This window comes from Streptomyces europaeiscabiei (assembly GCF_036346855.1).
Taxonomy (GTDB): Bacteria; Actinomycetota; Actinomycetes; order Streptomycetales; family Streptomycetaceae; genus Streptomyces; species Streptomyces europaeiscabiei.
Genome location: NZ_CP107841.1, coordinates 8520435 through 8541398 on the forward strand (window position 1 = coordinate 8520435; position 20964 = coordinate 8541398).

Consider the following 20964-nt stretch of genomic DNA (forward strand, 5'->3'; position numbering starts at 1 on the left):
GGTGTTCACGGCGATTCCATGCCGAATACACCGAACCGGTGGGGATTGTCAGTGCCGCGTGCTGTCATGGAGGCATGATCGAAGACAACGAAACCATCGACGAGTTTCTCGCCCGGCACGCCTCGGACGTCGAGGAAGCGATCCGCAAGGCCGCCGCCGCGGAGATCATGCCGCGCTTCCGGCAGCTCGCCGCGCACGAGATCGACCAGAAGAACGGCCCGCACGACCTGGTGACCGACGCCGACCGCAAGGCCGAGCTGTACCTGACGGAGGCGCTCTCCGCGCTGCTGCCCGGCTCGGTCGTGGTCGGCGAGGAGGCGGTGCACGCCGACCCCGCGTCGTACGAGGCCATTCAGGGCGACGCGCCGGTCTGGATCGTGGATCCGGTGGACGGCACCCGCCAGTTCGTGCGCGGCGAACCCGGCTTCTGCACCCTCGTCGCCCTCGCCCACGGCGGGGTCCTGCGCGCGTCCTGGACGTACGCGCCCGCCCTCGACCGGCTCGCCGTGGCGATACGCGGCCAGGGTGCCACCCTCGACGGTGAGCCCCTGCACGCCGGCTCGCCGGACCCCGGCCGTGACCTCGACATCGCCACCTCCCACCCGGACTACACCACGGAGGAGCAGAAGCGGGCCCTGCTCGGCCTCTGGACGGACGGTGTGGCCCCGCGTTCCTGTGGTTCGGCCGGGCTGGAGTATCTCGCCATCGCCGAGGGCCGGTTGGACGCGACCGCGTTCTCCTGGGAGGCGGCCTGGGACCACGCGGCGGGCCTTCTCCTCGTCGAGGAGGCGGGCGGCGCCCATCTCACCCTGGCCGGCGAGCCCTTCCGCATAACCGGCGGCAACGCACTCCCCTTCACCACGGCCCGGGACGCGGCCACGGCCCGCCGGGTGGCGGGGCTGCTGTCGGGCGGTGCCTGACCCGGGGACCTGGCTTCGGGGCCGGGGTTCGGGGCCCGCGGAGCGTTGCCCGGCAGGGTCCGGCGGCCGCGGTGCCTCCCGGGCGGTCGTGGCCGGAGCGGTGGAGTGGAACGAGGCGAAGCGGAACCGGCGCGTCCGTCGGCGGGGCCCACCCTTGCCCGGGCCTGTCGGTGGCCGGGCATATCCTGAGCGCAGGCCTGTCCGTGGGCGGGGATTCCGCCGACGGAGTTTGGCCATCGGCTGACGAAGGGGTCCGGACGTGCCGTCGATGCTCGACGCGGTGGTGGTGGGGGCGGGGCCGAACGGCCTGACGGCTGCCGTGGAGCTGGCCCGCCGCGGGTTCTCCGTGGCCGTGTTCGAGGCGAAGTCCACCGTGGGAGGGGGCTCCCGCACCGCGGAGCTGACCCTGCCCGGCTTCCGTCACGACCCCTGCGCGGCCGCGCACCCGCTCGGTGTCAACTCACCCGCGTTCAAGGCGATGCCCCTCCACCGCTACGGCCTGGAGTGGCTGCACGCCGAGCTGCCGATGGCGCACCCCTTCCCCGACGGCTCGGCGGCGGTGCTGTCGCGCTCGGTGGGGGAGACGGCCGCCTCGTTCGGGCCGCGTGACGCGGGCACGTACCGCAGACTGGTCGAGCCGTTCCTGCCCAGGTGGGACACGCTCGCCCGGGACTTCATGTCGCTGCCGCTGTCCGCGCTGCCCCGCGACCCGGTCACCCTCGCCCGCTTCGGCCTGGTGGGCCTGCCGCCGTCGACGTGGCTGATGCGGCGCTTCAAGGACGAGCGGGCCAAGGCACTGTTCGCCGGACTGGTCGCCCATGTCATCGCCCCGCTCGGCGGCCTCGCCACCGGTGCCGTCGGCCTGGTCTTCGCGCTGGCCGCGCACGCCGCCGGCTGGCCGGTCGCGCGGGGCGGCTCGCAGGCCATCTCCGACGCGCTCACCGCGTATCTGAAGGACCTCGGCGGCACCGTCCACACCGACTACGAGGTCAAGCGGCTCGACGATCTGCCGCCCGCGCGCGCGTACGTCTTCGACACCTCGCCCACCGCGCTGGCCCGGATCGCGGGCTTCGGCAGCTACTACGAGCAGTACCGCTACGGCGCGAGCGTCTTCAAGCTCGACTACGCGCTGGACGGCCCCGTGCCGTGGACCGCCGAGGAGGCGCGCCGCGCCGGCACCGTCCAGGTCGGGGCGAGCAAGGCCGAGATCGGCGCGGCGCTCGACGCGGCCTCCCGGCACGGCCGGGCGCCCGACGCGCCGTTCCTGATCACCGTGCAGCCCAGCCTGGTCGATCCGAGCCGGGCACCCGAGGGCAAGCACGTCTTCTGGGCGTACGGCCATGTCCCGAACGGCTGGACGGGCGACCTGACGGACGCCGTCGAGCGGCAACTGGAGCGTTTCGCCCCGGGGTTCCGCGACCGCGTCCTCGCGCGTGCCACCGCCGGCCCGCCCGAACTCGCCGCGCACAACGCGAACTACGTGGGCGGCGACATCGCCTGCGGCGCCGCCTCCGGACTGCAGCTGCTGCTCCGCCCCAGGCTCTCGCTCCACCCGTACAGCACCCCGCACCCGGCCGTCTTCATCTGTTCCTCGGCGACCCCGCCCGGCCCCGGCGTGCACGGTATGTCCGGACACAACGCGGCCAAGGCGGTCTGGCGGAGGCTGCGGCAGGAACCCTGAGCCGACATCGGCGAGATGTCATCGGCGCAGCGAAGCAACATCACGAATCGACAAAGGTCTTCACATGTTCTCCGTGTGAATGTTCAAGTCATGTGGGTAAGTTGCCGCCATGAAAGATCGGAGAGCGGTACCGGGCTCCGGCTCGCGACGTGCCGTGGGCCTCGCCGACCTCGCACAACTCGTGCGCGCACCGGCCGCCTTGAGCGTCCCGGGCGATGTGCTCGCGGGTGCCGCCGCCGCAGGGCGCCCGCTGGGTGGGCGGACGTTCGGGGTGATGGCCTCATCCGTCTGCCTCTACTGGGCCGGCATGGCCCTCAACGACTACGCCGACGCCACGATCGACGCGGTCGAGCGCCCCGAGCGCCCCGTCCCGTCGGGCCGTGTCCCGCGCGGCACCGCCCTCGCCGTCGCGGGTGCCCTGACCGCCGGGGGCCTCGCGCTCGCCGCGGCCGCCGGAGGCCGCCGTGGTCTTCTGGGAGCGCTTCCGCTGGCCGGCGCCGTCTGGGCGTACGACCTGAAACTCAAGTCCACCCCGGCGGGCCCGGCCGCCATGGCCTCCGCGCGTGCCCTGGACGTCCTCGGGGGCGCCCTGGCCGCCGGGCGCGGGACGGACCGCACGACCGGAACCGGTGCCGCCCTGCTGCGTGGTGCCGTCCCCGCCGCGCTGGTCGGCGCCCACACCTACACGCTGACCGCGCTCAGCCGCCACGAGATCTCGGGCGCCCCCGCCCGGCTGCCGGCCGCGACCCTCGCCGCTTCCACGGCCACCGCCCTCGCCGCCGCACTCCCGGCCGTCCGTACGGCCGTCGCCTGGCATGCCGGGCGCCTGCCGGCGGGCGACGCGACCACCACCCGCGCCGCGCCCGGCACGACGGCCGCGGGCGCCAGGACACGAGGTTCGGCCGTGACCGCGGGCGTTTCGCCCTCGACCGCGGCACGGGCCGTCGTGGTCGCCGCCGGGGCCCTCGCCTACCTCGGCAGCTACGGAACGGCACAGGCCCGTGCCGTACGGGAACCGTCGGGCGAGAACGTACGGCGGGCCGTCGGGGCCGGGATCCTCGGGCTGATGCCCCTGCAGGCGGCGCTGACCGCACGGAGCGGAGCCACGGCCGCGGCGGCGGCCCTGGGCGTCGTACACCCCCTCGCGCGACGGCTCGCCCGGCGCATCTCCCCCACCTGAACCAGTACCAGACCTCCGCAGGAGGAAAGCCGGAATGACCCCACCCCCCTTACCCCTCAGATTCGGCTACGGGACCAACGGCTTCACCAACCACCGGCTCGGCGACGTCCTCGCGGTCCTCGCCGACCTCGGCTACGACGGCGTCGCGCTCACCCTCGACCACGGTCACCTCGACCCGTACGCGGACGACCTGCCCCGGCGGGTGGACGCGGTCGCCCGGGACCTGGCCCGGCACGGACTCGACGTGACGGTCGAGACCGGCGCCCCCTACCTCCTCGACCCCTGGGGCAAGCACCGTCCGACGCTCATGGCGGACGGGGCCGAGCGCAGGATCGACCTGCTGCGGCGGGCCGTACGCATCGCCGCCGACCTCGGCTCGCCCACCGTCCATCTGTGCAGCGGCCCCGCCCCGGACCACGGACTGCCGGAGCGCGACGCGTGGAAGCGGCTCGCGGCGGGCGTCGAGACCGTTCTGGACACGGCGGGGGAGTACGGCGTCTCGCTGGCCTTCGAACCGGAGCCGTACATGTTCGTCGACACCGTGGAACGCTGCCTGGAACTCGCCGAGATGGTCGGCGGACACGAACTGTTCGGGATCACCCTCGACGTGGGGCACGCGCACTGCGTGGAGGACCGGACCGTTCTGGAGTGCGTCCGCCTCGCAGGCCCGCGCCTGCTGAACGTGCAGATCGAGGACATGCGGCGGGGCGTCCACCAGCACCTCGAACTCGGCGCCGGCGAGATCGACTTCCCACCCGTGCTCGCCGCCCTCCAGGACCTCGACCACCGCGGACTGGTCTCCGTGGAGATCCAGGGCGGTTCCCTCGACGCCCCCGAAGTGGCCCGTCGCTCGCTGGACTTCCTCCGCGCGGCGACGGCCTGACCCGACCCGACGACCACCGTCCCGTCACGTCCTCCACCCCACAGGAGGTTGTTCCGTCATGCCATCAACCGGAATATCGCTCTCCGAGACGGCCGAACCCGCCGACCCTCGAACCCTCCTCACCCACCACACGCTGGACGCGACGGCCCGCGCCTGGCTCGACGAGGCCGTGGCCCGCGTCACCGACCGGCCCGCCGCGATCCGGACCCTGTTCCCCGCCGCCCGAAGACGCTGCGGCCGCACCCGGCTGGCCGCGCACCTGACCGTCGACGAGGCGGCCCGCGCCGTCCTGCTCGCCGCGCTGCCGCTCGGCGGGCAGGCGCTCGCCGACGAACTGGCGGGCCTCTTCCGCCACGGCGACCCGGCCGAACAGCGGGCCGTCCTGCGGGCCCTGTACCTCTTCGCCGACCCCCAGGGCGGCGACACCGCACGGGAACCCCTCGGCGACCTCGCCCTGCCGCTCGTCCGCGAAGCCCTGCGCGGCAACGACAGCAGTCTCATCGAGGCCGCCCTCGGCCCGTACGGCGCCGCCCGTCTTCCGGACGCCGAGTACCGGCAGGCCGTGCTGAAGTGCGTCTTCCACGAGATCCCACTGGACCGGATCGCCGGTCTCGCCGTCCGAGCCGACGCCGAACTCGCCCGTATGCTCGCCGACTTCGCGCACGAGCGGGTCGCCGCCGGACGGGACGTACCGATCGACATCTGGCCCGTCGTCCGCACCTTCCCCGCCGCCGGCCGACTCACCGACGGGCTCACCGCCGAGACGCGGGCCGCCACGCCCGACCGGCGCGAGGCCGCCGAGCGCGCCTTGCAGGCGCTCCGCCGGGCCGCCGCCTCCACCGCCTCAGCACACGACACCACCTCCGCGTAGTACACCGCCTGCGCGCACTGCACCGTGTGCGCGCAGCTCACGGCCTTTCGCATCCAGCCGGCATCGCTCACAGAACAACCCGAGGAGAAGGCCTGCCCGTGCGTATCTTCGACCCCCACATCCACATGACCTCCCGCACCACCGACGACTACGAGGCGATGTACGCGTCCGGGGTGCGTGCCGTCGTCGAGCCCGCCTTCTGGCTGGGCCAGCCCCGCACCTCGCCCGAGAGCTTCTACGACTACTTCGACGCGCTGCTGGGCTGGGAGCCCTACCGGGCCGCCCAGTTCGGCATCCAGCACTTCTGCACGATCGCGCTCAATCCCAAAGAGGCCAACGACCCACGCTGCCGGCCCGTGCTGGACGAGCTGCCCCGCTACCTCGCCAAGGACCGGGTCGTCGCCGTCGGCGAGATCGGCTACGACTCCATGACGCCGGAGGAGGACGAAGCGCTCGCGCTCCAGCTCCAGTTCGCTATCGAGCACGAACTGCCCGCCCTCGTGCACACCCCGCACCGCGACAAGGCCACCGGCACCCGCCGGACCCTGGACGTCGTACGGGAGTCGGGCATCGCCCCCGAACTCGTCGTCCTCGACCACCTCAACGAACTGACCGTCGGCATGGTCCTCGACAGCGGATGCTGGGCCGGGTTCTCGATCTACCCGAGGACCAAGATGAGCGAGGGCCGCATGGTCACCATCCTCCAGGAGCACGGCACCGAGCGCGTCCTCGTCAACTCCGCGGCGGACTGGGGCAGCTCGGACCCCCTCAAGACCCGGAAGACGGCCGACGCCATGCTCGCCGCCGGGTTCGACGACGATGCGGTGGACCGGGTGCTGTGGCGCAACCCCGTCGCCTTCTACGGGCAGAGCGGCCGACTGGACCTCGACGAGCCCAAGCCGGACGAGGAGTCGAGCTTCCAGGGCAACTCCATCCGGCGCGGCGGGGAGTGAGGGGACGGGCCATGCGATTCCGGCACCCGGACGGCACCGCCGTCCACCTCGGCTACTGCAGCAACGTCCACCAGGCGGAGGACGTCGACGGCGTCCTCGCCCAGCTCACCGACTACGCCGAACCGGTGCGCGAACGCCTCGGCGTCGACCGGCTGGGCATCGGGCTCTGGCTCGCCCGCGACGTGGTGAGCGAACTGGTCGCCGTCCCCGGTGTGTTGCGGCGCCTCAAGGACGAACTCGCGGCGCGGGGACTGGAGACCGTCACCCTCAACGCCTTCCCGTACGCCGGGTTCCACCGCGAGGTGGTCAAGAAGGACGTCTACCTCCCCGACTGGGCGGACGAGGCCCGCCTGACCCACACCCTCGACTGTGCCCGCGTCCTCGCCGCGCTCCTGCCGGACGACGCCGAGCGCGGCAGCGTCTCCACCCTGCCGCTGGCCTGGCGCACGCCCTGGCCGCCGGACCGCGCCGACACCGCCCGCCGCGCCCTGGACCGGCTCACCGCCGGGCTCGCCGGGATCGAGTCGGACACCGGCCGCCGTGTCCGGGTCGGCTTCGAACCGGAGCCCGGCTGCGTCGTGGAGACCACCGCCCAGGCCGTACGGGAACTCCGCGGCCTCGACCCCGAGCGGCTCGGCGTCTGCCTCGACGCCTGCCACCTCGCCGTACAGTTCGAGGAGCCGGGCGCTGCCCTGCGGCGCCTCGCGGACGCCGGGCTGCCCGTCGTCAAGCTCCAGGCGTCCTGCGCGGTCGAGGCCGGCGACCCTGCCGACCCCGCCGCCCGCGCGGCCCTGCGGCGCCTCGCGGAGCCGCGGTTCCTGCACCAGACGCGTACGGCGGCGGAGCAGGAGGCCCCGCAGGTGCGGGGTGTCGACGATCTGCCGGACGCGCTGGACGGGGGCCTGCCCACGGACACCGGTCCCTGGCGCGTCCACTTCCACGCGCCACTGCACGCCGACCCCGAGCCGCCGCTCCGCACCACCGCCGACCAGCTGAGCCGGGTCCTTGCCGGGCTGCTCGGCGGGGCCTCGGCCGACTGCGACCACATCGAGGTCGAGACCTACACCTGGTCCGTCCTCCCCGAACCGCCCACCGACCTGCCCGGCGGTATCGCCGCCGAACTCGCCTGGGCCCGCGACCGGTTGACCGGACTGGGCCTCGAGGAGGACCGGAAGTGAGTGTCCGGACCAGCCGTACAGGGCCACCCACGGCCACCGACGCAACCCCGCCCGGAGGCCACCGATGAGCAATCGAACCAGCCGCAGGGAGAACCTCCGATGAGCACCCGACCCCACCGGCTCGTCGTCCTCGACATCGTCGGCCTCACCCCCAAGCTGCTCAAGCACATGCCCGCCGTGGCCGCCCTCGGCGAGCGTGGCTTCCGGGCCCGGCTCGACCCCGTGCTGCCCGCTGTGACCTGCGCGGTGCAGTCCACGTTCCTCACCGGCGAACCGCCCTCCGGGCACGGCGCGGTGGGCAACGGCTGGTACTTCCGGGACCTCGGAGAGGTGCTGCTGTGGCGCCAGCACAACGCGCTCGTCGGCGGCGAGAAGATCTGGGAGACCGCCCGCAGATCCGACCCCGACTACAAGGTCGCCAACATCTGCTGGTGGTACGCGATGGGCGCGGACGTCGACCTCACCGTCACCCCGCGCCCGGTCTACTACTCCGACGGCCGCAAGGAACCCGACTGCTACACCTGGCCGCCTACCCTGCACGACGAACTCACCGACCGGCTGGGCCCGTTCCCCCTGTTCACCTACTGGGGCCCCAACGCGGGCATGCCCTCCACCCAGTGGATCCTGGGCGCCGCCCGCCAGGTCTTCGACGAGCACGACCCGGACCTCACCCTCGTCTACATCCCCCAACTCGACTACGAGCCCCAGCGGTCCGGCCCCGACTCACCCGCCACGGTCCGGGCGGCCCGACAACTCGACGACTCCCTGCGCCCGTTGATCGACCACTTCCTGAACGCGGGCGCCATGGTGGTCGCGCTCAGCGAATACGGCATCACCCCCGTCTCCCGCCCCGTGGACATCAACCGGGCCCTGCGCCGGGCCGGACTGCTCCAGGTGCACACGCAGGACGGCATGGAGTACCTCGACCCGTGGACCTCCAGGGCCTTCGCCGTCGCCGACCACCAGATCGCCCACGTGTATGTGCGGGACCCGGCCGACACGGCGGAGGTCGCCAAGATCCTCGCCGAACTCGACGGTGTGGAGCAGGTGTTGGACGCCGAGGGCAAGGCGGCCCACGGCCTGGACCACGAACGCTCCGGCGAACTGGTCGCGGTCGCCGACCCCGACGCCTGGTTCACCTACTACTACTGGCTCGACGACGAACGCGCCCCCGACTTCGCCCGCCAGGTCGAGATCCACCGCAAACCCGGCTACGACCCCGCCGAGCTGCTCTACGACGAGACCGTCCCCGCGGTGAAGCTCCGCGCGATCGGCCAGGTCGCCCGCAAGAAGCTGGGCCTGCGCTACCGCATCAGCACGGTTCCGCTGAACCCCGCCGGTGTCAGCGGCAGCCACGGGCGCCTGCCCGCCGACCCCGACGACGGGCCCGTACTGCTGTGCTCCGCACCCGAGCCGGCCCGCGAAGGATATGCCGCCACCGAGATCAAGGGGCTGTTGCTGGCGTTGGCAGGACTGACCACCGCCGCCGACGACGACCGGCGCACCGGTCCCCGCTCCAGCACCGACTAGCACCGGGAAGAACACAGCGATGAGCACGTACCCCCCACTGCCCACCGAACGTCCCCTGCTCGACCCCGCCCCCGAATACGCCAAATGGCAGGCGGAGGAGCCGATCCGGCGGGTGACGGTCTGGGGCGACAACAGCCCCTGGCTGATCACCCGTCACGACCACGCCCGGGCCGTCCTGGCCGACCCGCGCTTCAGCGCCGACTCCACGCGTGAGAGCTTCCCCGGTCTGCGTCCGCAGGCGCCTCCGCGCGGCCCCGGTCAGTTCTTCGCCATGGACCCGCCGGACCACACCCGACTACGGCGCATGCTCATCCCGGACTTCACCTTCCGCCGTGTCGAGGCCCTCCGCCCCGAACTGGTCCGGATCTGCGCGGACCTGCTCGACACGATGACGGCAGACGGCGCGCGGGAGGCAGACCTCGTCACCGCGTACGCGCTGCCACAGCCCGCCCTCGTGATCTGCCGGCTGCTCGGAGTGCCGTACGAGGACCACGGCTTCTTCCACCAGCAGGCACAGGCGTTCACCAGCTTCAACACCGGCGACGTCGATGTGCTGGGCGCCCGCAGGGCCTTGTACGGCTACCTCGGCGAACTCCTCGCGGCCCGGACCCGTGAGCCGGCCGACGATCTGCTCTCCCGGCTGGCCACGGAACGGGTGGCGACGGGCGAGGCCACCGTCGAGGAGGCGATCGGCGTGGCCTTCGTGCTGCTGCTCGCGGGATTCGAGACCACCGCGAACATGTTCCCCCTGGCGGTCGTCGCCCTGCTGCGCCATCCGGAACAGCTCGCCGCCCTGCGTACCGAGCCGGAGCTGTGGCCCGGCGCGATCGAGGAACTGCTGCGCTGGCTGACCGTCTCCCACTGGAGTCTGCGGCGCGTCGCGACGGAGGACGTCGAGATCGGTGGTGTCCGTATCCGCGCCGGGGAGGGTGTCGCGGTGGCGATCCAGACCGCGAACCGGGACGCGGCCGTCTTCCCCGGCGCCGAGGCCCTGGACGTGCGCCGCGACGCGTCCGGCCATCTGGCCTTCGGCCACGGACTGCACCAGTGCGTCGGCCAGTCCCTCGCCCGCGCGGAACTCCAGGTCGGCCTGCCCGCCCTCTTCGACCGCCTGCCGAATCTGCGCCTGACCGCACCGCCGGAGGAGCTCGCGCTGCCGATGAGCGCGATCCACGGGGTGCGTTCGCTGCCGGTGGGCTGGTAGGCCGACCTGGCTTCGCCCGAGGCCGACGACGCCCCGCACACCCGAGGCCGACGACGCCCGTCATATTGGGGGGCTCGCACGTCCGGTCGGCTGGTATAGAGGCGGGCATGACCACCATCACCCTCGTCCGGGGCGACATCACCCAGCAGTCCGTCGACGCCATCGTCAACGCCGCGAACTCCTCCCTCCTCGGCGGGGGAGGAGTGGACGGCGCGATCCACCGGCGTGGCGGCCCCGCCATCCTGGCCGACTGCCGCAAGCTCCGCGCCTCCCACTACGGCAAAGGCCTCCCGACAGGCCAGGCCGTCGCCACCACGGCGGGTGAACTGGACGCGCGCTGGGTCATCCACACGGTCGGCCCGGTCCACAGCCAGAGCCTCGACCGCTCCGCCCTCCTCGTCTCCTGCTATCGCGAATCCCTGCGCGTCGCCGACGAGTTGGGAGCCCGCACGGTCGCCTTCCCCGCCGTGTCCGCCGGTGTCTACGGCTGGCCGATGGACGACGCCGCCCGTATCGCCGTGGGGACCGTCCGTGCCACTCCGACGTCGGTCGAGGAGGTCAGGTTCGTCCTCTTCGACGACGAGGCGTACGCGGCGTTCGCCGAAGTGGCCGGCTGACGTCGGCGCAGGGCGGGAGGCAGCCCGGCGTGTCGCGCTCCCGCACTCTGACGGACGAACGACCGAAGCGTGTCGAACGGAGTCGTACGGAGCTGTCCGTCGAGAGAAACACACAGGTCAGGGTCGTCGGTGTGCTCCGGTCGGCGGGGTGGGCGCCCGCCCGTGATCGGTTGCGGCGGGCCGTACCGCCTCCCACGGTGAGCGCAAGGACAGCAGCTTCGAAAGGAACGTGCATGCGCGCCCTCGTCTCCCGTGGTCTCCTCCTGTCGCCCCTGGTCTGCGGGGCGCTGGTCTTCGGGCCGGTCGGCACCGCCACCGCGGCCGTCGACGCGGGCCGCACCCCCTCGAACCGCACCTCGATGGGGACCGCCGCGGTCCCCGAGGCCGATCTGGACGACTTCTTCGACGCGTTGGACGCGGAGATCGACGCGCTCCTGGCGAAGGAGGAGGCCGAGGTGGACGCGCTCCTGGCGAAGGAGGAAGCCGACGTGGACGCGCTCATCGCGAAGGAGGAGGCCGACGTGGAGGCACTCCTCACGAGGCTCGACCTCGAACTGGACGGGCTGCTGGCGGACATCGACGCCGACACCGCCACGGACGCCGACGCCGTCGCGACCGACGCGGAGGTGCTGCTCGACCAGCTGGACCTGCTCGACCGCATGGATCAGAGCGACGTACTCGCCCCGCTGCTCGACGAGTTGACCACCATCGCCAGGCTGGACGCCGCCCGCCTCGACGCGACCGAGGCGGCCCGGCACGTCGAGGCCCTCCGGGATGCCAACACCACCGTGCAGCAGCGGTTGCAGAAGCTGGAGGCAGTGGCCCCGGTCACCATCGACCGCACCACCGCGGCGGCCGACCCGGTCGCGGATCCGTCGACCGCGCTCCAGTCCGCGGTCGACGCCCTGGTCAAGGCGCTGACCTCGCTCGACCTGGGCGCCGTACTGGGTGCGGTGACCGGTCTGCTCGCCCCGGTCCTCGGAGTCGTCACCGGTCTCCTGCAGCCGGTCACCGGCCCTGTCACCGGCCTGGTGGACGGTCTCGTCGGCAGCCTGCCGCCCACGACACTGCCGGCGCTTCCCGCGGCGTGACCGCCCTCAGTCCCCGTCCGGTGCGTCGCTGAGCCCCAGCCTCAGGTGCTCGACGTGATACACGGCCTGGTCCAGCAGCTCGGCGACATGGTGGTCGTGCAGCGCGTACACCACCGAACGGCCCTGCCGCTCACCCACCACCAGGCCGAGATTGCGCAGCAGGCGCAGCTGGTGGGAGCAGGCGGACTGTTCCATCCCGACCTCGGCGGCCAACTCGGTCGCCGGGAGCGGGCCTTCGCGCAGCCGGGCCAGGATCAGCAGGCGGGACGGGGTGGAGAGGGCCTGGAGGGTGGTGGCCACCTTGGCGACGTTGGCCGCGTCCAGGCGCACGCGAGGGGTGGCGTCCTGCGCTGAGGTGACGGCTCCATGACCCATGGCGGGTATCTTACCCATCACACATGAAGGAATGAATGAGTCTTCATGTGTTCCTGTATGGTGTGCCGCGTGTCTGCCACCCTCGCCCCGTCACCGGCCCGCCGCACGGCCGCGCCGACGGCCCCCCGCCGCCGTACCCGGATCCTCGCCCTGCCAGAGGCCCGCTGGGCACTGGCGTCGACCGTCGCCTTCCTGCTCGCCTTCCCGCTGGACCTCGCAGGGGCCTCCGCCTGGCTGTACGGCCCGCTCTACGCGATCGCGTACGTGGCCGGCGGCTGGGAACCCGCGCTCGAAGGGCTGCGGGCCCTGCGTGAGAAGAGCCTCGACGTCGACCTGCTGATGATCGTCGCGGCGCTGGGCGCGGCCGCGATCGGCCAGGTCCTCGACGGCGCCCTGCTGATCGTCATCTTCGCCACCTCCGGCGCCCTGGAGGCCCTGGCCACCGCCCGCACCGCGGACTCCGTACGGGGGCTTCTCGATCTCGCGCCCACCACGGCCACCCGGCTGTCGGCGGACGGCTCCGCCGAGGAGACGGTGCCGGCCGAGCGACTCGCCGTGGGTGACGTGGTGCTGGTCCGCCCCGGCGAGCGCATCGGCGCCGACGGGCAGGTTCTGGAGGGGGAGAGCGAGGCCGACCAGGCCACCATCACCGGCGAACCGCTGCCCGTCCCCAAGACCCCGGGCGACGACGTCTTCGCGGGCACCCTCAACGGCACCGGCGTCCTGCGCGTCCGCGTCGCACGGGACCCGGCCGACTCCGTGATCGCCCGCATCGTGACCCTCGTCGAGGAGGCCTCCCGCACCAAGGCACCGACCCAGTTGTTCATCGAGAAGGTCGAGCAGCGGTACGCCGTCGGGGTCGTCGTCGCCACCCTCGCCGTCTTCGGCATCCCCCTGGCCTTCGGCGAGGACCTCACGGCCGCGCTGCTCCGCGCCATGACCTTCATGATCGTGGCCTCGCCCTGCGCGGTCGTCCTCGCCACCATGCCGCCGCTGCTCTCCGCCATCGCCAACGCCGGCCGCCACGGTGTCCTGGTCAAGTCCGCCGTCGCCATGGAGCGGCTGGGCGAGATCGATGCCGCCGCCCTCGACAAGACCGGCACGCTCACGGAGGGCACCCCCGAGGTCACGGCCGTACGGCCGCTGCCGGGCTCCGGGCTCGACGAGGACGGGCTGCTGGCGCTGGCCGCGGCCGCCGAGCATCCCAGTGAGCATCCGCTGGCCCGTGCGGTGGTGGCCGCCGCCGGGGCCCGGGGGCTGAGGGTGGCCGCCGCCGAGGACTTCGTGGCCACGCCTGGACGGGGTGTCCGGGCGACCGTCGAGGGGCGTGTGGTGACCGTGGGGCGGCTCGCGGAGAGCGGGGAAGCCGCCGACGGTGGGATCGCCGACGTGGAAACCGCCGGCGGTGGGGACCTCGACGGGACGACTGTCGTCGTCACGCGGGACGGGGATGCTGTCGGGACGCTCGCCCTCGCCGACCGTCTGCGCCACGACGCGCCCGCCGCGGTGGCGGCGCTCGCCGCCGTGACCGGGGCCTCGCCGGTCCTGCTGACCGGGGACAACGCGCGTGCCGCCGCCCAGGTGGCCGCGGACACCGGGATCGCCGATGTGCGGGCCGGGCTGTTCCCGGAGGACAAGGTGGCGGCCGTACGAGAGCTGCAGGGCGGGGGCCGCAAGGTGCTGTTCGTCGGGGACGGGGTCAACGACGCGCCCGCGCTCGCCGCCGCGCACTCCGGTGTGGCGATGGGGCGGGCCGGGTCGGATCTCGCGCTGGAGACCGCGGACGCGGTGGTGGTGCGGGACGAGCTGGGCGCTATTCCGGCGGTGGTGCGGCTGTCGCGGGCGGCTCGGCGGCTGGTGGTGCAGAACCTGGTGATCGCGGGGGTCTGCATCGCCGTGCTGGTGGTGTGGGATCTGGTGGGACATCTGCCGTTGCCCCTCGGGGTGGCCGGGCACGAGGGTTCCACGGTGGTGGTGGGGCTGAACGGTCTGCGGTTGTTGCGGGAGGCCGCGTGGGGGAGGGCTGCGGGCGGCTGAAGGGGAAGGGGTGCCTGTGATGAGGCGGCGCGGGCCGGTTGTGGCTGGTCGCGCCCGCGCGGCGGAGTCGCGAACGGGCACCGTCCCGCGCCCCTGAGGGCTTCGGCGGGTCACCAGGTGGCCCCTGCCTCCATGTCGGATTTCCGCCAGCCCTCCGCCCTCCCCCTCCCCGATGCTTGAGTCATGCGGAACGGGATGTACAGCGACACGGAGCGGTGTGTACGGGCCGTGCGGTCGAAGGACGCGCGGTTCGACGGGTGGTTCTTCACGGCCGTGGTGACCACGGGGATCTACTGCCGGCCCAGTTGCCCGGTCGTACCGCCGAAGGCGGAGAACATGACGTTCTATCCGAGTGCGGCGGCCTGTCAGCAGGCCGGGTTCCGGGCGTGCAAGCGGTGTCGGCCGGACACGAGTCCCGGGTCGCCGGAGTGGGATCAGCGGGCGGACCTCGTGGCGCGGGCGATGCGGCTGGTGGGGGACGGCGTGGTGGACAGGGAGGGTGTGCCGGGGCTGGCGCGGCGGCTCGGCTACAGCTCCCGGCAGGTCGAGCGGCAGTTGCTGGCCGAGCTGGGCGCGGGCCCGCTGGCGCTCGCCCGTGCGCAGCGGGCGCAGACCGCGCGGCTGCTGATCGAGACGACCGCGCTGCCGATGGCCCAGATCGCGTTCGCCGCCGGGTTCGCGTCGATCCGGACCTTCAACGACACCGTGCGGGAGGTCTTCGCGCTGTCGCCGACCGACCTGCGCGAGCGGGCGGCACGGTCGGCGCGGCGTCCCTCCAACTCGCCAGCCGCATCTGGGGTGTTGAGCCTCCGGCTGCCGTTCCGGGCCCCGCTCAACCCCGACAACCTCTTCGGTCACCTCGCCGCGACCGCCGTACCCGGAGTGGAGGAGTGGCGTGACGGCGCGTACCGGCGCACGCTCCGTCTGCCGTACGGCCACGGCGTCGTGGGCCTCACACCGGAGCCCGACCACATCGCCTGCCGGCTCGGCCTCAGCGACCTGCGGGACCTGCCCGTCGCCATCAGCCGCTGCCGCCGCATGCTCGACCTGGACGCCGACCCGGTCGCCGTCGACGAGCAGCTGAGCACCGACCCGGTGCTCGCGCCGCTGGTGGCCAAGGCGCCGGGGCGCCGGGTGCCGCGTACCGTCGACGAGGCCGAGTTCGCCGTACGGGCGGTGCTCGGTCAACAGGTGTCCACGGCCGCGGCCCGGACGCATGCGGCCCGGCTGGTCGTCGCGCACGGCGAACCGGTCGACGACCCCGAGGGCGGTCTCACCCATCTCTTCCCGTCCCCCGAGGCGCTGGCGGCCGTCGACCCCGAGACCCTCGCGATGCCCCGCACCCGCCGGACCACCTTCACCACCCTGGTGCAACAACTCACGCACGGGAAACTGCACTTGGGTGTCGACAGCGACTGGGCGGAGACCCGCGACCGCCTCCTCGCCCTCCCCGGTTTCGGCCCCTGGACCGTCGAGGTCATCGCCATGCGCGCCCTCGGCGACCCCGACGCCTTCCTCCCTGGCGACCTCGGAATCAGGCGTGCGGCACAGGAGTTGGGCCTGCCGTCCACCCCGGCGGCGCTCACCGACCGTGCGGCGGCCTGGCGGCCGTGGCGGGCGTACGCGGTCCAGTACCTGTGGGCGACGGACAGCCACCCCATCAACTTCCTTCCCGTATGAGCCCGTTCCGGGCGGATGCCACTCCCGAGGACCTCTCATGAATCATCCGACGTCGCGGACGCGGCACACCGTCGTCGACAGTCCCTACGGTCCCCTCACCCTCGTCGCCGACGACGGGGTCCTGTGCGGGCTCTACATGACCGAGCAGCGCCACCGCCCGCCGGAGGAGAGTTTCGGTGTACGTGACGACACCGGCTTCGCCGAGCCGGAGGAACAGCTGGAGGCCTATTTCGCGGGCGAGCTGAAGGAGTTCACGCTCGAACTCCGGCTGCACGGAACCCCGTTCCAACGTCTGGTCTGGGAACAGCTCACGCGGATCCCCTACGGCGAGACCCGCTCGTACGGCGATCTCGCCGGCGCCCTCGGCAACCCCAGGGCGTCCCGCGCGGTCGGCCTGGCCAACGGCAGGAACCCCGTGGGCATCATCGTCCCCTGCCACCGTGTGGTCGGCTCCGACGGCAGCCTCACCGGATACGGAGGCGGCGTGGAGCGCAAGCAGCGCCTGCTGGACTTCGAGCAGGGCACCGCCCTCTTCTGAGGGGCGGGGGCCACGGGGCCGGGCAGCGGATCACGGCAGCAGGCGGCGCTCCTTCGCCACGGCCACCGCGCCCGCTCCGCCAGGACACCCGCCCGCCGTTCCGTGGCCGCGCGCTCGCGGCGGGTGCGGACCAGGTCGTCGATCAGGACGCGCTGCCGGGCCGCCTGCCGTCGCAGATGGACGAAGACGGCCGTGGCGACCGCCGCCATGGCGGGCGGGGCCGCGACCATGTTGGGGTTGATGGTGCCTTCGGACACCCGTATCTCGGCGGCGACCACCAGCGAGGTGAGCAGGATCGCCAGGGGCACGGCGATCCGTGGGGGCAGCGTGTGGAGCCCGGCGAACAGCAGCGGCATGGCACACCACGTGGCACTCGGCGCGAGTGCGAGGAGAACGACCCAGACCGCCGTCACGGAGCCCAGCCAGGCCAGATGCCGGGTGGACGGCCTGCTGCCGGGCGGCGGCGCGGGCGCCAGCAGGTGCCCGAGGGTGTAGAGAAGCCCGAACACCGCGAACAGCGCCACCACCCAGCCGGTACGCGGCCCGCCCTGATCACGCGTCAGGAACCGGGCGAACGAGGAGCACAACAGCAGGAAGAACGCGGCGTGCACGACGGCGGCCAGCCAGCGCGCGTCCGGGTCCGTGCGCTGATCCTCCGGCCAACTCATCGCCCCACCGGCTCTCTTGTCGTGCTCCTCGGGTACTTCACAGATCGCCTTCCTGTGTCTAACGTGACCGGCTCCCGACCGCATCAACCGATCGGCTGATACGAGGATCGCCCGAACCGCCCCCGGACCGGAGCCGGTCGGCCGAGCCGAACACCCCGCCGCCGCCCCGAGGCTGGCAGCACGACCCGAGCCACCTCGGGAAGCACCGCCCGACTCCCCTGGGAAGGAAACCCCGTGCCGCCGACCGAGAAGAACGTCACCGTCAACCGGGCCGCCCTCGGCCACCGCATCACCTACGCCCTGCGTCACCCCGACCGGGTGCCGCGCCACCTGGTCCGCGTGGCCCGCGACATGTGGCTGCGCCACCGCCACCCGGACCACATCGACTACTACCGCGCGGTGATGCGCTCCGACACCCGCGCCGACCCGGACGCGGCGGTCGGCAGCCGCAGCCGTGAACGGTGGCTGGCGCTGGGCGCGATGCAGTTCGACTATCTGCTCGGCCACGGTCTGCGCCCCGAGCACCGCATGCTGGAGATCGGCTGCGGCAACCTGCGGGGCGGCTGGCGGTTCATCCGCCACCTGGAACCCGGGCACTACTACGGCGTCGACATCTCGCCCGACATCCTCGCCGCCGCCCAGGACACGATCGTGGAGATGGGGCTGCAGCAACGCCTCCCCACGCTCACCCCCGTACGCGACCTGACCCTCCGGTTCCTCCCCGACGCACACTTCGACGTGGTGCACGCGCACAGCGTCTTCTCGCACTCACCGCTGCACGTCATCGAGGAGTGCCTGTCCCACATCGGCCGGGTGCTGACCCCGGACGGTTGGTTCGACTTCACCTTCGACCGCACCGAGGGCACGGAACACCACGTCCTGCGGGAGGACTTCTACTACCGTACCGAGACGCTCGTCGCCCTGGCCGCGAAGCACGGCCTCCAGGCCCGCTTCATGGACGACTGGGAGAAGCTGCCGCACGGCCAGTCCAAGATCCGCGTCACCCGCCCCGCCGCGTCCTGAAGCCCGTGGGACCGCCCCCTGTCAGCCGTTCAGGCGCTCGCGGCGCCGATCCTCCGCAGCACCTCAGAGCAGCGCGGTCGACGAAGACCCGACAGGCTTTGGTGATCGACACGGCCTCGCCGAGTACCACCGGGTCGAGGCGCTGGCCGAACATCACGGTGGCGGACTTCAGCGCGCCGCCGCACTCCAGCCGGGACGGACCGTCCTCGCCCGCCTCGACCCGGGCACGGGCGTCCTCCATCGGCCCACGGGCATGGCACTCGACGCACACCGCGGACCGTGCGGTGCCGTGGAGTTCGAGGACCTTGCGGGCCGGCATCCCGGCGAGCCGGTGCAGCAGCCGTCCACGTTCTGCGTGATCACCCGCACGGCACCCCGAGGCATCGGCGAGGGCGACACGAGTGGACCCACCCCGGATGGTCCGAGCCCATGGTTGGCCATCCATCGGCAACGGTCGGCTTCCGAAGCCGTACGGACTTCCGGCTTCGGTGAATCTGCACACCGGCATGCAACCGGGGCACGGCGCGTGAAGGAGCTGCACACGAGGGTGAAAGGAGCTGCACAGGACGGCGCCCGTTTGTCCCAAGCGAGCAACGAACCCCCGTGAGGCCGGCTCCGACGACACTTCGGCCCGATCTTCATGCCTAACGTCTGGGGACTTCACCTCCTCTTCCCAGAAGGTTTGTCATGGAGCTCAACTCTCGTATGTCCCCGACCCGTCGAGGGCTTCTGCGCACCGGTGCCGGCGTCGGGATCGCCGCGCTGGGTCTCGGATACGGCGCCCGGAGTGCGTCAGCGTCGGTGACCGCGACCAAGCGCTTCGACCTGTCCCAACCGTCCTACGACCTCTTTCGCGACAACGTCCTGCACAGCAAGCGCGTCCAGCAGAGCTTCGCCTTCGACTCCGTCAACAAGCGCCTGTTCGTCGCCGCGAAGCGGGCGGACAGCCCGGAGTCGGCCGGTGACCTGTGCATCAGCCAACTCGACCTCCACGGCAACTACGTCTCGTACATGCACCTCAACGGGTTCGGCCACGGCGTCGCCTTCGGTGTCCGCCCCAGCGGCACCGGCAGCCACCTGTGGATCGAGTGCGATGCCAACGGCAAGGGCTACGGCACGAAGCTCGCCTTCATCAAGTACAGCGCGGGCACCACCCTCGACTCGTCGTCCACCAGCTTCGGCACGTTCCAGCCGATCTCCGGCGCCTCGGAGTACACGTGCTCCATCGACCCGGTGTACAGCCGCATGATCGTCCGCTATCACAAGGACGGCGCCAAACACATCGCCGTCTACGAGCTCTCCGACACCGACAAGGGCGACTTCAGCAACCCGCTCGTCAAGTTCACCCCGCCGTCGATCTCCGGCACGCCCCAGGGTTACGCGCTCTACGGCTCGTACATGTACTTCCAGACGGGCGACCACTACTCGGACACCAATCAGGCCCCCGGAAACACCTATCTCACCAGCATCAACGTCAACACCGGCAAGATCGCCCAGGGCCCGGTCCTCACCAAGGCGGGCTCCACGCTGAAGTGGCGGGAACCCGAGGGCCTCGCCGTCTACCGCACCGACGCGGGCGAGTCCCGCCTTTTCCTCGGCTTCGCGACCGGTGACGAAGGCGACCGCGGCTCCAGCATCTTCTACAAGAACGTGCTGGTCTGAGAGGTCCCGGACAGTCCTGCCGACCGGACTGCCGGCGCCCCGTGCGCTGCGGGCCCGCCGACGGCGGTCTCGTAACGCCGATCTATCGAGTGGTCTCGCCAAGCCCGCGCAACAGCGCGGGCAGCGCCGTACCGATCGGCTCCCGTACGACCTCGTCGGCGCGTGCGTCGTACGGGGTCGGCTCGGCGTTGACGATGATCAACCGGGCTCCGTGGTCGGCGGCGACTCCGGCGAGACCGGCGGCGGGCTGGACCTGGAGGCTGGTGCCGACGGCGATGAAGACCTGGCAGGCCTTGGTGATCGCGGCGGCCTCGCCGAGCACCACCGGGTCGAGGCGCTCGCCGAACATCACCGTCGCCGACTTCAGGATCCCACCGCACTCCTGGCACGGCGGATCCTCCTCACCCGCCTCGACCCGGGCAAGGGCGTCCTCCATCGGCCCCCGGGCGTGGCACCGGGTGCACACCACGCTGCGTGCCGTGCCATGGAGCTCCAGCACCTTGCGGGCGGGCATCCCGGCGAGCTGGTGCAGCCCGTCGACGTTCTGCGTGATCACCCGCACGGGCACCCCGGCCCGCTCCAGCTCGGCCACCGCCCGGTGCGCGGCGTTCGGCTCGGCCTGGAGCGTCCGGTTCTTGCGCCGCATCTGCCACGACCGCCGTCGGATCTCCGGATCGCCCATGTAGTACTCGTACGTCACCAGCTTCTCGGCCTCCGGATCCCGCCGCCACAGCCCGTTCGGGCCCCGGTAGTCGGGAATGCCGGAGTCGGTGGAGATGCCTGCGCCACTGAGGATGGCGACGAGGGGCTTGTTCATGGAGCGAGGGTAGGTCGGCCGTCCGGCCGGGGCGAGCGGATAACGGGGCCGGGCCG

Annotated in this window: 18 protein-coding genes and 2 pseudogenes; 16 read left to right on the plus strand and 4 right to left on the minus strand. The window is 72.4% G+C overall.

Annotation, left to right across the window (positions count from 1 at the left end; translation table 11 throughout):
- Positions 1–74 precede the first annotated feature (74 nt).
- From OG858_RS37030 to OG858_RS37080, 11 genes are all read left to right on the plus strand, one after another.
- The gene (locus tag OG858_RS37030) at positions 75–920 is read left to right on the plus strand and encodes an inositol monophosphatase family protein (protein WP_319064171.1); all 846 of its coding nucleotides are present in this window, start codon (positions 75–77) and stop codon (positions 918–920) included.
- 268 nt (positions 921–1188) lie between these two features.
- Complete coding sequence (locus OG858_RS37035) at positions 1189–2601, plus strand: phytoene desaturase family protein (RefSeq protein WP_319261575.1); 1413 nt, start codon at positions 1189–1191, stop codon at positions 2599–2601.
- A 109-nt stretch (positions 2602–2710) separates the two neighbouring features.
- Positions 2711–3781, plus strand: a complete 1071-nt coding sequence (locus OG858_RS37040) for an SCO3242 family prenyltransferase (RefSeq protein WP_319316108.1) — start codon at positions 2711–2713, stop codon at positions 3779–3781.
- Positions 3782–3815: 34 nt separating this feature from the next.
- On the plus strand, positions 3816–4664 hold the full coding sequence (locus OG858_RS37045; protein ID WP_086747964.1) for a sugar phosphate isomerase/epimerase family protein: 849 nt from the start codon (positions 3816–3818) through the stop codon (positions 4662–4664).
- Positions 4665–4722: 58 nt separating this feature from the next.
- Positions 4723–5535 (plus strand): EboA domain-containing protein, encoded by an 813-nt coding sequence (locus OG858_RS37050; protein WP_319064170.1) that lies wholly within the window; start codon positions 4723–4725, stop codon positions 5533–5535.
- A gap of 98 nt (positions 5536–5633) precedes the next feature.
- Complete coding sequence (locus tag OG858_RS37055; protein ID WP_086747962.1) at positions 5634–6488, plus strand: TatD family hydrolase; 855 nt, start codon at positions 5634–5636, stop codon at positions 6486–6488.
- Between the two features lie 11 nt (positions 6489–6499).
- Positions 6500–7666 (plus strand): metabolite traffic protein EboE, encoded by a 1167-nt coding sequence (eboE, locus tag OG858_RS37060; protein ID WP_319261398.1) that lies wholly within the window; start codon positions 6500–6502, stop codon positions 7664–7666.
- 99 nt (positions 7667–7765) lie between these two features.
- Positions 7766–9196 (plus strand): alkaline phosphatase family protein, encoded by a 1431-nt coding sequence (locus OG858_RS37065; protein ID WP_328544020.1) that lies wholly within the window; start codon positions 7766–7768, stop codon positions 9194–9196.
- A 19-nt stretch (positions 9197–9215) separates the two neighbouring features.
- On the plus strand, positions 9216–10400 hold the full coding sequence (locus OG858_RS37070; protein WP_319064166.1) for a cytochrome P450: 1185 nt from the start codon (positions 9216–9218) through the stop codon (positions 10398–10400).
- A 107-nt stretch (positions 10401–10507) separates the two neighbouring features.
- Positions 10508–11017 (plus strand): O-acetyl-ADP-ribose deacetylase, encoded by a 510-nt coding sequence (locus tag OG858_RS37075; RefSeq protein ID WP_086754526.1) that lies wholly within the window; start codon positions 10508–10510, stop codon positions 11015–11017.
- 233 nt (positions 11018–11250) lie between these two features.
- Positions 11251–12108 (plus strand): hypothetical protein, encoded by an 858-nt coding sequence (locus OG858_RS37080; RefSeq protein WP_328544019.1) that lies wholly within the window; start codon positions 11251–11253, stop codon positions 12106–12108.
- 6 nt (positions 12109–12114) lie between these two features.
- On the opposite strand, the gene OG858_RS37085 is transcribed toward OG858_RS37080, so the two are convergent.
- Positions 12115–12483 carry an ArsR/SmtB family transcription factor gene (locus OG858_RS37085; RefSeq protein ID WP_037704028.1) on the minus strand — a complete coding sequence of 123 codons (369 nt, stop codon included), beginning with the start codon at positions 12481–12483 and terminating at the stop codon, positions 12115–12117.
- Positions 12484–12540: 57 nt separating this feature from the next.
- Here OG858_RS37085 and OG858_RS37090 point away from each other — a divergent pair, with 57 nt between their 5' ends.
- The 3 genes from OG858_RS37090 to OG858_RS37100 all read left to right on the plus strand — a co-directional run bounded on the left by OG858_RS37090 (position 12541) and on the right by OG858_RS37100 (position 16738).
- Positions 12541–14520 carry a heavy metal translocating P-type ATPase gene (locus OG858_RS37090; RefSeq protein ID WP_319261572.1) on the plus strand — a complete coding sequence of 660 codons (1980 nt, stop codon included), beginning with the start codon at positions 12541–12543 and terminating at the stop codon, positions 14518–14520.
- A 183-nt stretch (positions 14521–14703) separates the two neighbouring features.
- A complete protein-coding gene (locus tag OG858_RS37095) occupies positions 14704–16200 on the plus strand; it encodes an AlkA N-terminal domain-containing protein (protein WP_319316105.1) in 1497 nt (498 codons plus the stop codon).
- 37 nt (positions 16201–16237) lie between these two features.
- Complete coding sequence (locus tag OG858_RS37100) at positions 16238–16738, plus strand: methylated-DNA--[protein]-cysteine S-methyltransferase (protein ID WP_086746358.1); 501 nt, start codon at positions 16238–16240, stop codon at positions 16736–16738.
- Positions 16739–16803: 65 nt separating this feature from the next.
- Here the strand turns inward: OG858_RS37100 and OG858_RS37105 are convergent.
- Positions 16804–17406: pseudogene (locus OG858_RS37105) on the minus strand (sensor histidine kinase); the annotation flags it as partial.
- Positions 17407–17640: 234 nt separating this feature from the next.
- On the opposite strand from OG858_RS37105, the gene OG858_RS37110 reads away from it, so the two are divergent.
- Positions 17641–18429: a class I SAM-dependent methyltransferase gene (locus OG858_RS37110; protein ID WP_086746357.1), complete on the plus strand. Its 789-nt coding sequence runs from the start codon at positions 17641–17643 to the stop codon at positions 18427–18429.
- A 79-nt stretch (positions 18430–18508) separates the two neighbouring features.
- On the opposite strand, the pseudogene OG858_RS37115 reads toward OG858_RS37110, so the two are convergent.
- Positions 18509–18798 (minus strand): annotated as a pseudogene (locus tag OG858_RS37115) (Sir2 family NAD-dependent protein deacetylase); the annotation flags it as partial.
- Positions 18799–19134: 336 nt separating this feature from the next.
- On the opposite strand from OG858_RS37115, the gene OG858_RS37120 reads away from it, so the two are divergent.
- Positions 19135–20091 (plus strand): phage baseplate protein, encoded by a 957-nt coding sequence (locus tag OG858_RS37120; protein ID WP_319064163.1) that lies wholly within the window; start codon positions 19135–19137, stop codon positions 20089–20091.
- Between the two features lie 82 nt (positions 20092–20173).
- Here OG858_RS37120 and OG858_RS37125 read toward each other — a convergent pair whose 3' ends face one another.
- Complete coding sequence (locus tag OG858_RS37125; RefSeq protein ID WP_319064162.1) at positions 20174–20908, minus strand: SIR2 family NAD-dependent protein deacylase; 735 nt, start codon at positions 20906–20908, stop codon at positions 20174–20176.
- Positions 20909–20964 lie beyond the last annotated feature (56 nt).

Excerpts from the sequence above, each read along its gene's own strand:
- OG858_RS37085 (WP_037704028.1), bottom strand. The coding sequence starts at position 12,483 with ATGGGTCATGGAGCCGTCACCTCAGCGCAGGACGCCACCCCTCGCGTG.
- OG858_RS37030 (WP_319064171.1), top strand. The coding sequence starts at position 75 with ATGATCGAAGACAACGAAACCATCGACGAGTTTCTCGCCCGGCACGCC.
- OG858_RS37090 (WP_319261572.1), top strand. The coding sequence starts at position 12,541 with ATGGTGTGCCGCGTGTCTGCCACCCTCGCCCCGTCACCGGCCCGCCGC.
- OG858_RS37125 (WP_319064162.1), bottom strand. The coding sequence starts at position 20,908 with ATGAACAAGCCCCTCGTCGCCATCCTCAGTGGCGCAGGCATCTCCACC.
- OG858_RS37100 (WP_086746358.1), top strand. The coding sequence starts at position 16,238 with ATGAATCATCCGACGTCGCGGACGCGGCACACCGTCGTCGACAGTCCC.
- OG858_RS37065 (WP_328544020.1), top strand. The coding sequence starts at position 7,766 with ATGAGCACCCGACCCCACCGGCTCGTCGTCCTCGACATCGTCGGCCTC.
- OG858_RS37040 (WP_319316108.1), top strand. The coding sequence starts at position 2,711 with ATGAAAGATCGGAGAGCGGTACCGGGCTCCGGCTCGCGACGTGCCGTG.
- OG858_RS37050 (WP_319064170.1), top strand. The coding sequence starts at position 4,723 with ATGCCATCAACCGGAATATCGCTCTCCGAGACGGCCGAACCCGCCGAC.
- eboE (WP_319261398.1), top strand. The coding sequence starts at position 6,500 with ATGCGATTCCGGCACCCGGACGGCACCGCCGTCCACCTCGGCTACTGC.
- OG858_RS37080 (WP_328544019.1), top strand. The coding sequence starts at position 11,251 with ATGCGCGCCCTCGTCTCCCGTGGTCTCCTCCTGTCGCCCCTGGTCTGC.
- OG858_RS37070 (WP_319064166.1), top strand. The coding sequence starts at position 9,216 with ATGAGCACGTACCCCCCACTGCCCACCGAACGTCCCCTGCTCGACCCC.
- OG858_RS37045 (WP_086747964.1), top strand. The coding sequence starts at position 3,816 with ATGACCCCACCCCCCTTACCCCTCAGATTCGGCTACGGGACCAACGGC.
- OG858_RS37075 (WP_086754526.1), top strand. The coding sequence starts at position 10,508 with ATGACCACCATCACCCTCGTCCGGGGCGACATCACCCAGCAGTCCGTC.
- OG858_RS37095 (WP_319316105.1), top strand. The coding sequence starts at position 14,704 with ATGCGGAACGGGATGTACAGCGACACGGAGCGGTGTGTACGGGCCGTG.
- OG858_RS37035 (WP_319261575.1), top strand. The coding sequence starts at position 1,189 with ATGCTCGACGCGGTGGTGGTGGGGGCGGGGCCGAACGGCCTGACGGCT.
- OG858_RS37120 (WP_319064163.1), top strand. The coding sequence starts at position 19,135 with ATGTCCCCGACCCGTCGAGGGCTTCTGCGCACCGGTGCCGGCGTCGGG.